The organism is Staphylococcus argenteus (genome assembly GCF_000236925.1).
Lineage (GTDB): Bacteria > Bacillota > Bacilli > Staphylococcales > Staphylococcaceae > Staphylococcus > Staphylococcus argenteus.
The window spans coordinates 2477326-2493639 of the sequence record NC_016941.1 but is presented as its reverse complement, the minus strand read 5'-3'; the positions used below and the strand labels follow the sequence as shown (position 1 = coordinate 2493639).

Here is a 16314-nt window from a genome sequence, read left to right as displayed (position 1 = left end):
AGATGTGGTATGACTCAGTTGTTGAAAGGTTACCAAGCGGGCCGAGTATTAATGCTGTTTTGCAAATGAGACAGATTACTGAAGTTATTGCACCCGAGCATAACAGAATTCACCATGACCATAAGAATAAATTGAAAAATGATGAAGAGCTTTTAATAAATCAAATGAGTAGTCATTTCAAAAAATTTAAAGGCGAATTTGATAATGTAGCTCAAGGGGATTGGGTTAAAAGGGCGAAGAATGAACTGGATGATATTAGTAAGAAATTAAAAAACATTCAAAGAACTGAAATTTAATATCTTATATGATTCCTGAAGCTAAGACAGCATGCGTTCATTCATGCCATTATTAATATAATCACCACAACAAAAAAGCTTCTAATGTGATATTGGAACCTCAAATTCCGTATCATGTTAGAAGCTTTTAATGTCTAAAGAACACCTACATTTTATCATATTTTCTTACTTATTAAACTTTTATATAATTAAATATTTCTTAATTTTCCAAAATAGTGATAAATTTGTGAAAAACATCACAAATCACTTTATTTATTTGGAAATTCATGTAATATTAGACTTGTAAGAAGTTAATAAATAGAGAGAGACGAGAGAGTTTATATAAATACTATATAAACATTGGAGTGATGATTATGAGAAAAGAGATTGAAGCGCTTATTTTCTCAGACGTAAGTAGCTATGATATTTACGTGAACACTGGTGTAAATCAAGGATTAATTGGTGACATTAAAGATGGTTACCTAACTATTGATTCTATGCCTTACATTGATGCTGAGCGTTTGTATCACTTTGCTATGGAACGTAAATCGTTAGTCACTAACTAGTTCTTATTGCCAATGATTACTACCCCTAGTCGGCGGCAATTGAAGTGTGATTGATGTAACTTGCCCTCGTTGGTGAGCAATTGAGGGCAGACCCCTTTAATTAAGTAAACCCTAACTCCCCACAAATCTGGAACGATACTAAAAGCCACGTCCTATATTGGATGTGGCTTTAGTCATGTTTATATTGATTTTTAGAACGATTACCTACAAGATTTACATATAAAACTGTATCATGTCCTTGATATATAAACGAAATGATATTAGAATCCTTCGTTTTCAACTTGTTTAAAATTACGTTTAATGCCGTTATAAGAATATACAACATTATATAATTTTACTTGGGCGTCATGGACACTTGAGAAGGGCATTCTTACATCATCCATATTTTTAACTTCGTGTCGAAATGCTTTTTCGGTTTTTTGTCTTTCTGCAAGCGACATACTTAGCCATTCTTCTTTGCTAAATAAATCCTCAAATCTAAAATCAAATGCAGTTCTTTTACTTTCTGCTCTTAATGCTAAAACACGTTCATGATATGACACGGTTTATTCCTCCCTCTAATCATTCAATCGAATGATAAATCACATTATTAACTTTAGTACTAATATAACGTTTTTACAATAAAGAAGTGACAAATTTCCAACATTTTTAAAAATAAAAAATATAAGCAACGATTATTTGTAGATTACAAATGACTTGAAAATTAATTTATCCATGAAAATGAAGCGAGTTATTATGACCGCTATATGAATTGTGATACGCTTTTTAAAAGTATAAATAGTAATATGTATTTATGATTTACCCTAGAAAATAAAAAAGAATCAAAGGAGTCGATCATTATGACAGTATTAACAGATAAAGTAGCAGTAGTTACAGGTGCAGGTAGTGGTATTGGAGAAGCAATCGCTACATTACTACATGAAGAAGGGGCGAAAGTTGTCTTAGCAGGTAGAAATAAAGAAAAATTGCAAAACTTAGCGAATCAATTGTCACAAGATAACGTTAAAGTAGTTCCAACAGATGTAACGAATAAAGAAGAAGTCGATGAATTGATTAAAATTGCACAAGAAACATTTGGCAGATTAGATATTGTCATCAATAGTGCGGGACAAATGTTATCGTCTAAGATTACTGATTATCAAGTAGATGAGTGGGATAGTATGATTGATGTGAATATCAAAGGTACTTTATACACGGCACAGGCGGCATTACCAACTATGTTAGAACAATCAAGTGGCCATCTTATTAACATTGCATCTATTTCTGGCTTTGAAGTAACGAAAAGCAGTACGATTTATAGTGCGACGAAAGCAGCAGTACATACTATTACTCAAGGATTAGAAAAAGAGTTGGCAAAGACAGGCGTTAAAGTAACAAGCATTTCACCAGGAATGGTAGATACAGCAATAACTGCCGCATATAATCCAAGTGATCGTAAAAAGCTTGATCCACAAGATATTGCAGAAGCAGTATTGTATGCATTAACACAACCGAGTCATGTTAATGTGAATGAAATTACAGTGCGTCCTGTATAAAAAGGTGTTTGAGACGTGGGGGATAGGTGTTTAATGTAACAGATATCGATTTTGTTAATGTTAGTAAGGCAATAATGATATAAGGGCATGATAGGCAATTATTCCTTGCACAATTCTCAGTAACTGGTGATTTTAACAATCAAGTGAGTGAAGGCGACGATATTAGTGTTATGATTTTTAATCTATAATGTTCATAATTATAGATTAAAAAAAATTTCATTTTCCACCACATTTTAGGAGTTACTTTAATGAACAAAAAACATGTTTTTATAATTATTGGTGTCATATTATGTATATGTATAGTTGCTACAGTGATTTATTTAAAAGTGAAATATGACGAAAAAGAAAAGCAAAAAGAAATTTACTACAAAGAACAGCAGGAGCGCATTACACTTTATCTCAAGCATAATACTAAAGAACCGAACACGATTAAATCTGTGCATTTCACAAAATTGGAAACAAGTCCTATGGGTAGCGCTGTGATTGAAGGATACATCAATGAAAATAAAGAAGATGATTTTGTTGCTTATGCATCGCCTGAAAATAACTTTCAATTTGTAGGTGATATAATACTAAGCAAAAATTTATCGGAAATAATTAAAATAAAAACAAAAACACCTGACGAAATCAAAGAAGAATTAGATAAAAAAGAAGGCCACTAGGGTCTTCTTTTTTTGATTAATCTTCCAATAATCTATGTCATTGCTATCGAAGGTGTTTCGCAATTAATAAAAATCACTACATCATCACCAATGCTTCCCCGGTTTTAATTTACATTAACACAACCGAACCCCATTAATGTAAATGAAATAATAGTTTGGCCATTATTAAAACATTATATACCGAATAACAATGGCGATGACGTGATTTATTGACATTGTCAAATTTGCTCAAATGTGTGTGATCTTTTATAAAAAAGGGTAGAGCAAGGTATAATATCCTTTCAATCTGTTTTCATATTTTATATATTTTTTAAATATAAGCGCTAAATGTTTTAACTAAAGCATAGATTGACAAGGTGTTATACAGAATTTCAAATTCTATCCAATATTGTTCGAAGTACAGTATCACTGGATTGGTATTAAACAATGTAAAGGAGAGATAGCAAATGCCGTATAATTACAAGAAACAAAATGGAGAGTTAATGTCTGTGATGAATCAAGGTGAGACATTTATTCATCAATCACCAGTGAATGATGAACTAAGTGCTTTGATTAAGTTACTGATTTCGAAAATTAATGGCTGTAACTATTGTGTTGATCTTCATAAGAAAGAACTGAAAGATTTAGGTGTAACGCAAATGAAAATCGATGAAGTGATGAGTTATAATCATCTAGATTTATTTTCACAGGAAGAAAAAGTGACCTTAGAATTTGCTGAAAAATTAAATGCGATTAAAGATTTTAAAAAATTCGATATTATCGAAAGACTAAAAACATTTTATGATGAAGAGCAAATTACAGATTTAGTATTCGTGGTAAATCAAATCAATAGTTGGAATCGATTGAACATTATTAGTGAAAATTTATAGTTTTATGTCTTAAATATTTATATTATGAAAGCCACTGAACGATTAGAATCCTCGTTTAGTGGCTTAAAAATACTGCTATTTAACGAATATCGGTCCACCTGGTCCAACAGGGATACCTAATAAGAACCAAATGATGACAAATATTGTCCACACAATACTTAGCGCGATTGAATACGGCATTAAACTAGAAAGTAAGGCTCCGAGTTTCATGCGTTTATCGTATTTTTGTGCATAAGTTAATAATAAAGGTAAGTACGGCATCATCGGTGTAATTGGGTTGGTAATTGAATCGCCTACACGGTAAATGGCTTGTGTAAAGGCTGGATGGAACCCAATAATAATGAGCATTGGCACGAAAATGGGGCCTAAAATCCCCCATTTCGCAGATGCACTACCAATTAATAAGTTTACGGTTGCACTTAAAATGATTATGCCTAAAATTAGCACAATACCATTTTGATGTTCTAACAATTTAGCGCCTTTAACGGCAGCGATAATTCCTAGATTACTCCATTTTAAAAATGCGAGTAATTGTGCTGCGAAGAAAACGATAACGATAAAAGTACCCATTGACCCTACAGCTTCTCCAAACATCTTCCCTAAATCTTTCGTGCTTTGGATTTCTTTACTTAAAATACCATAAACTAAGCCAGGGATTAAAAATACGACCAGAATAATTAATCCGACGCCATTAATTAAAGGCGCATTGTCTAGTAAGCTACCCGTTTTAGCATTTCTTAAAAAACTATGTTCAGGAATAGCAGCAATAATTAATAAAATAATTGTTACTATGAAACTAATATTTGCCCATTTTAAAGCATGTGCTTCTTTGTCAGTAATATGTGAAGACGTTTCTTCATGGTCATCATGCATTAAACTGTCATCATATTTTCCTAGTCTCGGAATAATGAGCTTAGTTGTTACTAATAATATAGTTGGTAATAATATAACAACACTCGCTGCGATAAAATACCAGTTCATTGCAACGTTTGTTTTAATTGTATCTGAAACGATGCGTGTTGCTGGTTCTGTAAATGAATACACTAAAGCATCTTGCATACCAACAACAATATTTGCGGCAAATCCACCAACAGCGGAAGCATAAGCCATCGTCAATCCCGCGATAGGGTGATAGCCAATCTTAATGAAAAGCATGGCTGCAAGTGGCGGTAAAATAATTGTTGCAGCATCACCAGCCGTACTACCTAAAATTCCAATCAAAATAATAGTTGGTAAAATTAAGAATCGTGGTGCGCGATTCACAACAGAAATCATTAATTTATCGAAGTATCCTGTTTTCTCTGCGACGCCAATACCAATCATAACAGCAAGCACTAAACCTAATGCTGGAAACTCCGAGAAATTTTTTATGGCGTCATTCATAATCATTGTGAAACCATCATGACTTAAAATATTTTTGACATGAATTGTTTGATGTGTACCTGGATGCTTAACAGATACATTGAAGAGTGAGATTACCCATGTCAAAATAGCTAAGCCAACACACATTAAAAAGAATAATACACTTGGATCTGGTAGCTTATTGCCAATTTTTTCAACGCTATTTAAGAAACCATTGACGATAGAACCTTTTTGTCGATCTTTAGATGTCATCTATTATTCCTCCCCCTTTGTTAAATATTTAAATTGTAACAAAAAACACTTTTAAAAGTAACAATTTTCTGAAAATAATGTAGTTGAAAATAGAAATTTTTATAATATGAAAAATTATGGATTGTTGGTTTAAGTTGGGATACCGACTATCTTTATGGTTTTTAAGTTTATATGATGGGCAGATGTGGAAAGTAATGATTGTAGTTAATGATTTGAAAGTGAGGCGTACTAGGGATGAAACGTTTGGAAAATAAAGTTGTAGTTGTAACAGGAGCAAGTACAGGTATTGGACAAGCTTCAGCAATCGCTTTAGCTCAAGAAGGTGCGTATGTATTGGCAGTAGACATAGCAGAAGTGGTATCAGAGACTGTCGAAAAAATTAAAATTAATGGTGACAATGCGAAGGCGTATAATGTGGATATTTCAGATGAACAACAAGTGGTAGACTTTGTATCTAAAGTAAAAGAACAATTTGGACAGATTGATGTACTATTTAATAACGCAGGTGTAGATAATGCGGCAGGTAGAATTCATGAGTACCCTTTAGATGTGTATGACAAGATTATGAATGTAGATATGCGTGGCACATTTTTAATGACGAAAATGGTATTACCTTTAATGATGACTCACGGTGGCTCTATTGTTAATACATCTTCATTTTCAGGACAAGCGGCAGACTTGTATCGGTCAGGATATAATGCTGCGAAAGGCGCAGTGATTAATTTCACAAAATCAATTGCAATAGAATATGGACGAGATGGTATTCGAGCTAATGCAATTGCACCTGGAACTATCGAAACACCGTTAGTAGATAAATTGACTGGTACAAGTGAAGATGAAGCGGGTAAAACTTTCAGAGAAAACCAAAAATGGATGACTCCACTTGGACGTTTAGGAAAACCGGAAGAAGTTGCTAAATTAGTAGTCTTCTTAGCATCTGACGATAGTTCGTTTATAACGGGAGAGACGATTCGAATTGATGGTGGTGTGATGGCATACACGTGGCCAGGTGAGATGTTAAGTGACAGTGAATGGAAACGTTCAATAGAGTGAAAATGATTGAGGTGAATTCTTTATTTAATGAAAAATAAAGGTGCGCTTTTATATATGATTTCCGCATTTCATAATGCTGTAAAAACGATTAATGAAACTATTTAATTTTTAATGTGAAATCTATATTAGTATAAACGATGATGCGCTTTATGAAATAAATCATAGTCAAAAAAATAGCTTAATTATACTTGTTCTGTCACAATACAAGATAATAAATGTAGGGGGATATATCATGAATATTAGACATATAAGAAATGCAACGGCTGTTATTGAATATGGGGGGAAATATATTTTACTTGATCCAATGTTAAGTGATAAAGGTTCATTTGACCCTTTTCCAAATTCACCGAGACAAGATCAAAAAAATCCGCTTGTAGAACTACCTATGTCAATTGAAGACATTATAAATGACATTGATTTAGTGATTTTAACGCATTTGCATATTGATCATTTTGATCCGAAAGCAATTGAAGTATTGCCGAAAGATATTAAAATTTACGCACAAAATGAAGAAGATGCTAGTGAAGTAGAGAGTTATGGGTTTACAAACGTTTCTGTATTTAATGATGTGACACACATTGGAGAAATTGAGTTGATTAAAACTGATGCTCAACATGGTCATGGAGAAATATTAAATATGACAGGACATGTTCACGGCATGATTTTAAAACATTCTGAAGAGCCAACACTATACCTAGCAGCAGATACAGTTTGGTTTGAAGGTGTTGAAAAAGCATTAAAAACGTATCAACCAGATGTTGTTGTTCTTAATGGTGGTGCAAATCAATTCTTTGAAGGTGGTCCATTAGTTATGGATGAACATGATGTGTTAAAAGTTGCTAATACATTGCCACTTGCGCAAATTGTTGTTGTGCATATGGAAGCAGTCAATCATTGGCATTTATCTCGTAAAGACTTACATGCATTTTTAGAATCACATGAATTAACTAATAGAGTAGTCGCTCCAAACGATGGAGACTTATTAACGTTTGAAAAATAAATTGTTGATAATTTAAATCTTATGGATTAAGGCTAGTTTTAACGTATTGTACGTTGGAGCTAGTCTTTTTTATTGGTAAAAATTTTCAAAATGTCTCGGAAGTGTTGAATAAGCGATGTTTGAGGAATAAACGTATTTAGAAATATGAAAATACATGTACAACCTTTATTGACAATGATTCTCAACTAATATAGTATATAATCAAATCGTAATTGTTACGATTTGTTTTCTGCAACTTTTTTGAAGTTTTAGTTGAGGGGAAAACAGTATACGCATTTAAGTAGGTGTGGTTAAACGGACAATTGCATTTACTTATAGAGCCACATGAAGCACTTTTAAATAAGTTTGCGGTTGCATGCTAACGCAACAACCGAACACTAAGTCATACTTTTCGTTCTGCGAATGAGTATGACTTGCCTAATAGATGGGAAACTATTAGGTTCTTTTTCAATTATTTTTAATAAAAGCACCAGAGGAATACAGTTGTTTGCATTCGCAACAACTGCATATAAAGCCATGCTTTTCGCTTTTGCGAATTAGCATGACTTACCTAATAGATAAAAAGCTATTAGGTTCATCTTCTAGTAATTAAAATTACAGACTTAGAGGAATACAGTTGCTTGCTTCGCACCAACTGCATAAGAGGCTCTAAAATTACATCTAAAGGAGTGTCGTATGAATCGGCAGGTTATAGAATTTTCTAAGTATAATCCTTCGGGGAATATGACGATACTTGTTCATTCAAAACATGATGCTAGTGAATATGCATCAATCGCCAATCAGTTAATGGCCGCAACACATGTATGTTGTGAACAGGTAGGCTTTATAGAATCAACATTCAATGATGATGGTAATAATTTTCACTTAGTAATGAGTGGCAATGAGTTTTGTGGCAATGCAACGATGTCATATATACATCATTTACAAGAAAGTCATTTACTCAAAGATCAATATTTTAAAGTAAAAGTATCTGGATGTTCAAGTTTAGTTCAATGTGCTATTCATGATCATCAATACTATGAAGTTGAAATGCCACAGGCCCATCGTGTTGTGCCAACAACAATTAACATGGGCAATCATTCATGGAAAGCAATAGAAATTATTTATGAAACATATGTGCATTATGTGATTCCAGTTAACCAAGTGACCGTAGAAATTCAACATTTAGTTGAAACATTTGTACGTGAACAACAATGGAATGACAAATATAAAACAGTAGGTATAATGCTTTTTGATGAACAACGTCAATTTTTACAACCATTAATTTATATACCAGAAATCCAAAGTTTAATTTGGGAAAATAGCTGTGGTTCTGGTACAGCATCAATTGGGGTTTTTAATAATTATCAACGTAATGATGCATGCATAGATTTTACAGTACATCAGCCAGGGGGCAGTATTTTAGTGACATCAAAACGATGTCATCAATTGGGATATCAAACTTCAATTAAAGGACAGGTTACAACTGTAGCAACAGGTAAAGCATATATAGAATAAGGAGCCTACAATGAATAACTTTAATAAAGAAATAAGATTGATATTACAACAATATTTAGAAAAATTTGAAGCACATTACGAGCGTGTATTGCAAGACGATCAATACATCGAAGCATTAGAAACATTGATGGATGACTATAGTGAATTTATTTTAAATCCCATTTATGAACAACAATATAATGCTTGGAATGACGTTGAAGAGAAAACGCGATTGTTAGAATCACTTCAACACATTACAGCTCAATGTGTAAAACAAGTCGAGATAATTAGAGCTAGACGTCTATTAGACGGACAGGCGTCTACCACAGGTTATTTTGACAATATAGAACATTGTATTGATGAAGAGTTTGGACAATGCAGTATAGCTAGCAATGACAAATTATTGTTAGTTGGTTCAGGTGCATATCCAATGACGTTAATTCAAGTAGCTAAAGAAACAGGTGCTTCAGTTATCGGTATTGATATTGATCCACAAGCCGTTGACCTAGGACGCAGAATCGTTAACGTCTTAGCACCAAATGAAGATATTACAATTACGGATCAAAAGGTATCTGAACTTAAAGATATTAAAGATGTGACGCATATTATTTTCAGTTCTACAATTCCATTAAAATATAGCATTTTAGAGGAGTTGTATGATTTAACAAATGAAAATGTTGTAGTTGCAATGCGCTTTGGTGATGGCATCAAAGCATTATTTAATTACCCGTCACAAGAAACAGCAGAAGATAAGTGGCAATGTGTAAATAAACATATGAGACCACAGCAAATTTTTGATATAGCACTTTATAAAAAAGCAGCTATAAAGGTAGGTATTACGGATGTCTAAATTATTAATGATAGGCACTGGTCCGGTAGCCATTCAATTAGCAAACATTTGCTATTTAAAATCAGATTATGCAATTGATATGGTTGGGCGTGCCTCTACATCAGAAAAATCAAAACGATTATATCAAGCGTATAAAAAAGAAAAGCAATTTGAAGTTAAAGTACAAAACAAGGCACATCAACACCTTGAAGGTGAATTCGATATAAATCGATTATATAAAGATGTATTAAATGTTAAAGGTGAATACGAAACAATTGTAATGGCATGTACAGCAGATGCATACTATGACACTTTACAACAATTGTCGTTAGAAACTTTGCAAAGTGTGAAACATGTCATTTTAATATCACCGACATTTGGTTCGCAGATGATTGTAGAACAATTTATGTCTAAATTTAATAAAGATATCGAAGTCATTTCTTTTTCAACATATCTTGGCGATACGCGTATTCTTGATAAAGAAGTGCCAAACCACGTTTTGACAACTGGTGTGAAAAAGAAATTGTACATGGGATCTACACATTCAAACTCAACAATGTGTCAACGAATCTCTGCTTTAGCTGAACAATTGAATATTCAATTAGAAGTCGTTGAATCGCCACTGCATGCTGAAACGCGTAACAGTTCACTGTATGTGCATCCACCATTATTTATGAATGACCTTTCATTGAAAGCCATTTTTGAAGGAACAAATGTACCTGTTTATGTGTACAAGTTATTCCCTGAAGGACCGATAACGATGACACTAATCCGTGAAATGCGTTTAATGTGGAAAGAAATGATGGCTATTTTACAAGCCTTTAGAGTGCCGTCAGTCAACCTGCTTCAATTTATGGTGAAAGAGAATTATCCAGTACGCCCTGAAACGTTGGATGAAGGTGATATTGAACATTTTGAAATCTTGCCAGATATTTTACAAGAGTATCTGCTTTATGTAAGATATACCGCAATTCTCATCGATCCATTTTCACAACCAGACGAACACGGACGTTACTTTGATTTTTCAGCGGTACCATTTAAGCAAGTCTATAAAAATGAACAGGATGTTGTTCAAATTCCAAGAATGCCAAGTGAAGACTACTACAGAACAGCGATGATTCAGCATATTGGGAAAATGCTAGGTATCAAAACGCCAATGATTGATCAGTTCCTAACACGTTATGAAGCGAGTTGTCAGGCGTACAAAGATATGAATCAAGATCAACAGTTATCTTCGCAATTTAATACAAACTTATTTGAAGAGGATAAGGCGCTCGTCACAAAATTTTTGGAAATCAATAGAACGCTTTCATACTAAGGGTTTGAAGTTTTATAAAAGAAAAAAATTATTGAATTATGTTTGACATTTACATAAAAATAAGCAAATAATTGAGAAAAATAATCATTACGATTTGATTAAGTAATGCAACTTATCAATTTAGAAAGAGGAAAAACGAATGAGAAAACTAACTAAAATGAGTGCGATGTTACTTGCATCAGGGATAATTTTAACTGGCTGTGGTGGTAATAAAGGCTTAGAAGAAAAGAAAGAGAATAAGCAATTAACGTATACAACGGTTAAAGATATCGGGGATATGAATCCGCATGTTTACGGTGGATCTATGTCTGCTGAGAGTATGATTTATGAGCCACTTGTACGTAACACGAAAGATGGTATCAAACCGTTACTAGCTAAAAAATGGGATATTTCTGAAGATGGGAAGACATATACATTCCATTTAAGAGATGATGTGAAATTCCATGATGGAACGCCATTTGATGCTGATGCAGTTAAGAAAAATATCGATGCGGTTCAACAAAATAAAAAATTGCATTCTTGGTTAAAAATTTCAACATTGATTGACAATGTAAAAGTTAAAGATAAGTATACGGTTGAATTGAATTTGAAAGAAGCATATCAACCAGCATTAGCTGAATTAGCAATGCCTCGTCCATATGTATTTGTGTCTCCGAAAGACTTTAAAAACGGTACAACGAAAGATGGCGTTAAAAAGTTCGATGGTACAGGTCCATTTAAATTAGGTGAGCATAAAAAAGACGAGTCTGCAGACTTTAACAAAAACGATCAATATTGGGGCGAAAAATCTAAGCTTAATAAAGTACAAGCTAAAGTGATGCCTGCTGGTGAAACAGCATTCCTATCAATGAAAAAAGGTGAAACAAACTTTGCCTTCACTGATGATAGAGGTACAGATAGCTTAGACAAAGACTCTTTAAAACAATTGAAAGATACAGGCGACTATCAAGTTAAACGTAGTCAACCAATGAATACGAAAATGTTAGTTGTCAATTCTGGTAAAAAAGATAATGCTGTCAGTGACAAAACAGTCAGACAAGCGATTGGTCATATGGTAAACAGAGATAAAATTGCCAAAGAAATTTTAGATGGCCAAGAAAAACCAGCAACTCAATTATTTGCGAAAAATGTAACAGACATTAATTTCGATATGCCAACACGTAAGTATGACCTTAAAAAAGCAGAATCATTATTAGATGAAGCTGGCTGGAAGAAAGGTAAAGACAGCGATGTTCGTCAAAAAGATGGTAAAAACCTTGAAATGGCAATGTACTATGACAAAGGTTCTTCAAGTCAAAAAGAACAAGCAGAATACTTACAAGCAGAATTTAAGAAAATGGGTATTAAATTAAACATTAACGGTGAAACATCAGATAAAATTGCTGAACGTCGTACTTCAGGTGATTATGATTTAATGTTCAACCAAACTTGGGGATTATTATACGATCCGCAAAGTACAATTGCAGCATTTAAAGCAAAAAATGGTTATGAAAGTGCGACATCAGGAATTGAGAACAAAGATAAAATTTATAACAGCATAGATGATGCATTTAAGATTCAAAATGGTAAAGAACGTTCTGACGCTTATGAAAACATTTTGAAACAAATTGATGATGAAGGTATTTTTATTCCGATTTCTCACGGTAGCATGACAGTTGTTGCACCGAAAGATTTAGAAAAAGTATCATTCACACAATCACAGTATGAATTACCATTCAATGAAATGCAGTATAAATAAAGGAGCAATTAGATGTTCAAATTTATCTTAAAACGTATTGCGCTCATGTTTCCATTAGTGATTGTAGTAAGTTTTATGACATTTCTATTGACGTATATTACAAATGAAAATCCAGCTGTGACAATTTTACATGCTCAAGGGACACCGAATGTAACACCGGAGTTGATTGCAGAAACGAATGAAAAGTATGGCTTCAATGATCCATTGTTAATTCAATATAAAAATTGGTTAATCGAAGCAATGCAGTTTAATTTTGGTACTAGTTACATTACAGGTGATCCTGTTGCTGAACGCATTGGCCCAGCATTTATGAATACATTGAAATTAACTATCATTTCAAGTGTTATGGTAATGATTACATCGATTATTTTAGGTGTAGTTAGTGCATTAAAAAGAGGAAAGTTCACTGATCGTGCGATACGTTCAGTGGCTTTCTTTCTAACTGCATTACCTTCATATTGGATAGCTTCAATTCTTATTATATACGTTTCAGTGAAGTTAAACCTATTGCCGACTTCTGGATTAACAGGTCCAGAAAGTTACATATTGCCAGTGATTGTTATTACGATTGCGTATGCTGGTATTTACTTTAGAAATGTTAGACGTTCAATGGTGGAACAATTAAACGAAGACTACGTACTTTATTTAAGAGCTAGTGGTGTGAAATCAATCACATTAATGCTGCATGTGTTGCGTAATGCATTACAAGTTGCGGTATCAATTTTTTGTATGTCTATACCAATGATTATGGGGGGACTTGTAGTTATCGAATATATATTTGCTTGGCCTGGACTAGGTCAATTAAGTTTAAAAGCGATACTAGAACACGACTTCCCAGTTATTCAAGCGTATGTATTAATTGTAGCGGTATTATTTATCGTATTTAATACATTGGCAGATATCATTAATGCGCTATTAAATCCAAGATTAAGGGAGGGCGCACGATGATAATTTTAAAACGATTATTACAAGATAAAGGTGCAGTGATTGCTTTAGGCATTATTGTATTATATGTCTTTTTAGGATTAGCAGCACCACTTGTGACATTTTATGATCCTAACCATATTGATACAGCAAACAAATTTGCAGGTATCAGTTTTCAACATTTATTAGGCACGGACCATTTAGGTAGAGATATTTTAACAAGACTCATTTATGCTATTAGACCAAGTTTGTTATATGTCTTTGTAGCATTATTTGTTTCTGTATTTATAGGCTCTATTTTAGGTTTCTTATCAGGATACTTCCAAGGGTTTGTGGATGCAATCATTATGCGTGCGTGTGATGTTATGTTAGCGTTCCCTAGTTATGTTGTGACGTTAGCATTAATTGCACTGTTTGGTATGGGTGCTGAAAATATTATTATGGCATTTATATTGACGCGTTGGGCATGGTTCTGTCGTGTTATTCGTACAAGCGTTATGCAATATACGGCTTCAGACCATGTGAAATTTGCTAAAACAATTGGCATGAATGATATGAAAATTATACATAAACATATTATGCCTTTAACGTTAGCAGATATTGCTATCATCTCTAGTAGTTCGATGTGTTCAATGATCTTGCAGATATCTGGCTTTTCATTTTTAGGATTAGGTGTCAAAGCACCTACTGCAGAGTGGGGTATGATGCTTAATGAAGCGAGAAAAGTGATGTTTACGCATCCTGAAATGATGTTTGCTCCTGGTATTGCCATAGTCATTATCGTGATGGCCTTTAATTTCTTATCTGATTCATTACAAGTTGCCATTGATCCCCGCATCTCTTCTAAAGAGAAACTTCGTTCTGTGAAGAAAGGAGTGGTGCAATAATGACTTTGTTAACAGTTAAGCATTTGACGATTACAGATACATGGACAGATCAACCACTCGTTAGCGATGTGCATTTCACAGTAACTAAAGGTGAAACACTTGGCGTTATTGGTGAAAGTGGTAGCGGTAAATCGATTACTTGTAAGTCGATTATTGGTTTGAATCCCGAGCGACTCGGGGTGACAGGTGAAATTATCTTTGATGGTACACCAATGTTGTCATTATCCGAATCACAACTGAAAAAGTATCGTGGTAAAGATATTGCGATGGTGATGCAACAAGGTAGTCGTGCTTTTGATCCATCGACAACAGTAGGTAAACAAATGTTTGAAACGATGAAAGTACATACATCATTGTCTACCCAAGAGATTGAAAAGACATTAATTGAATATATGGATTATTTAAGTTTGAAAGATCCTAAACGTATTTTAAAATCATATCCTTATATGTTGTCAGGTGGTATGTTACAGCGATTAATGATTGCCTTAGCTTTAGCGTTGAAACCTAAGTTAATCATTGCCGACGAGCCAACAACTGCATTAGACACAATTACACAATATGATGTTTTAGAAGCCTTTATAGATATTAAGAAACATTTTGACTGTGCAATGATTTTCATTTCACATGATTTAACAGTCATAAACAAAATTGCAGATCGTGTCGTTGTGATGAAAAATGGTCAACTGATTGAACAAGGAACGCGTGAATCAGTCTTACACCATCCAGAACATGTTTATACAAAGTATTTATTATCAACGAAGAAGAAAATTAATGATCATTTTAAACATGTGATGAGGGGTGATGTATGTGATTAAAGTTACAGATGTTGAAAAATCATATCAAAGTGCACATGTATTTAAGCGCCGTCGAACACCAATCGTCAAAGGTGTGTCATTCGAATGTCCAATAGGGGCAACGATAGCAATCATCGGAGAAAGTGGTAGTGGTAAATCAACGTTAAGTCGTATGATATTAGGTATTGAAAAACCGGACAAAGGTCGCGTGACATTAAATGATCAACCAATGTATAAGAAGAAAGTGAGAAGACATCAAATTGGCGCAGTGTTTCAAGATTATACATCATCATTACACCCATTTCAGACAGTTAGAGAAATCTTATTTGAAGTGATGTGTCAATGTGATGGTCAGCCGAAAGATGTTATGGAAGTTCAAGCTGCCACATTGTTAGAAGAAGTTGGACTATCGAAAGCGTATATGGATAAATATCCTAATATGTTATCAGGTGGCGAGGCACAGCGTGTTGCGATTGCACGTGCCATTTGTATTAATCCTAAATATATTTTGTTTGATGAAGCCATTAGTTCGCTCGACATGTCTATTCAAACACAAATATTAGATTTATTAATTCATTTACGAGAAACGCGTCAGTTAGGCTATATTTTTATTACACATGATATTCAAGCTGCAACGTACTTATGTGATCAGTTAATTATTTTTAAAAATGGAAAAATCGAAGAGCGAATTTCAACAAGTGCATTGCATAAAAGTGACAATGCTTATACAAGAGAATTAATAGAAAAACAACTATCATTCTAAGGAGTGAGATA

General features: G+C 33.6%; 17 protein-coding genes and 1 pseudogene. 15 read left to right on the top strand and 3 right to left on the bottom strand.

The window, feature by feature from the left end; genetic code table 11:
• The first annotated feature begins 2 nt into the window (after positions 1–2).
• Both SAMSHR1132_RS12230 and SAMSHR1132_RS12225 read left to right on the top strand, forming a co-directional pair.
• A complete protein-coding gene (locus tag SAMSHR1132_RS12230) occupies positions 3–296 on the top strand; it encodes a hypothetical protein (protein ID WP_000270268.1) in 294 nt (97 codons plus the stop codon).
• 353 nt (positions 297–649) lie between these two features.
• Positions 650–841, top strand: a complete 192-nt coding sequence (locus tag SAMSHR1132_RS12225; protein WP_001224379.1) for a hypothetical protein — start codon at positions 650–652, stop codon at positions 839–841.
• A 138-nt stretch (positions 842–979) separates the two neighbouring features.
• On the opposite strand, the pseudogene SAMSHR1132_RS12220 reads toward SAMSHR1132_RS12225, so the two are convergent.
• Together SAMSHR1132_RS12220 and SAMSHR1132_RS12215 are read right to left on the bottom strand one after the other, a co-directional pair.
• A pseudogene (locus tag SAMSHR1132_RS12220) lies at positions 980–1166 on the bottom strand (hypothetical protein).
• On the bottom strand, positions 1102–1383 hold the full coding sequence (locus SAMSHR1132_RS12215) for a single-stranded DNA-binding protein (protein ID WP_000120222.1): 282 nt from the start codon (positions 1381–1383) through the stop codon (positions 1102–1104). Before SAMSHR1132_RS12215 ends, SAMSHR1132_RS12220 begins: the two are co-directional and overlap by 65 nt.
• 297 nt (positions 1384–1680) lie before the next feature.
• On the opposite strand from SAMSHR1132_RS12215, the gene SAMSHR1132_RS12210 reads away from it, so the two are divergent.
• From SAMSHR1132_RS12210 to SAMSHR1132_RS12200, 3 genes are all read left to right on the top strand, one after another.
• Positions 1681–2376: an SDR family oxidoreductase gene (locus SAMSHR1132_RS12210; protein WP_000217463.1), complete on the top strand. Its 696-nt coding sequence runs from the start codon at positions 1681–1683 to the stop codon at positions 2374–2376.
• Positions 2377–2624: 248 nt separating this feature from the next.
• On the top strand, positions 2625–3038 hold the full coding sequence (locus SAMSHR1132_RS12205) for a DUF1433 domain-containing protein (protein WP_001034763.1): 414 nt from the start codon (positions 2625–2627) through the stop codon (positions 3036–3038).
• A 446-nt stretch (positions 3039–3484) separates the two neighbouring features.
• Positions 3485–3907: a carboxymuconolactone decarboxylase family protein gene (locus tag SAMSHR1132_RS12200; protein WP_001146760.1), complete on the top strand. Its 423-nt coding sequence runs from the start codon at positions 3485–3487 to the stop codon at positions 3905–3907.
• 75 nt (positions 3908–3982) lie between these two features.
• On the opposite strand, the gene SAMSHR1132_RS12195 is transcribed toward SAMSHR1132_RS12200, so the two are convergent.
• The gene (locus SAMSHR1132_RS12195; protein ID WP_000200968.1) at positions 3983–5521 is read right to left on the bottom strand and encodes an AbgT family transporter; all 1539 of its coding nucleotides are present in this window, start codon (positions 5519–5521) and stop codon (positions 3983–3985) included.
• A gap of 234 nt (positions 5522–5755) precedes the next feature.
• Here SAMSHR1132_RS12195 and SAMSHR1132_RS12190 point away from each other — a divergent pair, with 234 nt between their 5' ends.
• The 10 genes from SAMSHR1132_RS12190 to SAMSHR1132_RS12145 all read left to right on the top strand — a co-directional run bounded on the left by SAMSHR1132_RS12190 (position 5756) and on the right by SAMSHR1132_RS12145 (position 16303).
• Positions 5756–6574, top strand: a complete 819-nt coding sequence (locus tag SAMSHR1132_RS12190) for an SDR family oxidoreductase (RefSeq protein ID WP_000824959.1) — start codon at positions 5756–5758, stop codon at positions 6572–6574.
• Between the two features lie 232 nt (positions 6575–6806).
• Positions 6807–7574: an MBL fold metallo-hydrolase gene (locus SAMSHR1132_RS12185; protein WP_001026127.1), complete on the top strand. Its 768-nt coding sequence runs from the start codon at positions 6807–6809 to the stop codon at positions 7572–7574.
• 675 nt (positions 7575–8249) lie between these two features.
• Positions 8250–9071 carry a histidine racemase CntK gene (gene cntK / locus SAMSHR1132_RS12180; RefSeq protein WP_001081677.1) on the top strand — a complete coding sequence of 274 codons (822 nt, stop codon included), beginning with the start codon at positions 8250–8252 and terminating at the stop codon, positions 9069–9071.
• A gap of 10 nt (positions 9072–9081) precedes the next feature.
• Positions 9082–9900: a D-histidine (S)-2-aminobutanoyltransferase CntL gene (gene cntL / locus SAMSHR1132_RS12175; protein ID WP_001058787.1), complete on the top strand. Its 819-nt coding sequence runs from the start codon at positions 9082–9084 to the stop codon at positions 9898–9900.
• The gene (cntM, locus tag SAMSHR1132_RS12170; protein WP_000040571.1) at positions 9893–11197 is read left to right on the top strand and encodes a staphylopine dehydrogenase CntM; all 1305 of its coding nucleotides are present in this window, start codon (positions 9893–9895) and stop codon (positions 11195–11197) included. The genes cntL and cntM overlap by 8 nt, the downstream gene beginning before the upstream one ends.
• 139 nt (positions 11198–11336) lie before the next feature.
• A complete protein-coding gene (gene cntA, locus SAMSHR1132_RS12165; protein ID WP_001229068.1) occupies positions 11337–12935 on the top strand; it encodes a staphylopine-dependent metal ABC transporter substrate-binding lipoprotein CntA in 1599 nt (532 codons plus the stop codon).
• Between the two features lie 12 nt (positions 12936–12947).
• Complete coding sequence (gene opp1B, locus SAMSHR1132_RS12160) at positions 12948–13883, top strand: nickel/cobalt ABC transporter permease (protein ID WP_000472241.1); 936 nt, start codon at positions 12948–12950, stop codon at positions 13881–13883.
• Positions 13880–14746 (top strand): staphylopine uptake ABC transporter permease subunit CntC, encoded by an 867-nt coding sequence (gene cntC / locus SAMSHR1132_RS12155; protein ID WP_000584757.1) that lies wholly within the window; start codon positions 13880–13882, stop codon positions 14744–14746. The genes opp1B and cntC overlap by 4 nt, the downstream gene beginning before the upstream one ends.
• Positions 14746–15561: a staphylopine uptake ABC transporter ATP-binding protein CntD gene (cntD, locus tag SAMSHR1132_RS12150; protein WP_000173860.1), complete on the top strand. Its 816-nt coding sequence runs from the start codon at positions 14746–14748 to the stop codon at positions 15559–15561. The genes cntC and cntD overlap by 1 nt, the downstream gene beginning before the upstream one ends.
• Positions 15554–16303 (top strand): ABC transporter ATP-binding protein, encoded by a 750-nt coding sequence (locus tag SAMSHR1132_RS12145; protein ID WP_000598773.1) that lies wholly within the window; start codon positions 15554–15556, stop codon positions 16301–16303. Before cntD ends, SAMSHR1132_RS12145 begins: the two co-directional genes overlap by 8 nt.
• Positions 16304–16314 lie beyond the last annotated feature (11 nt).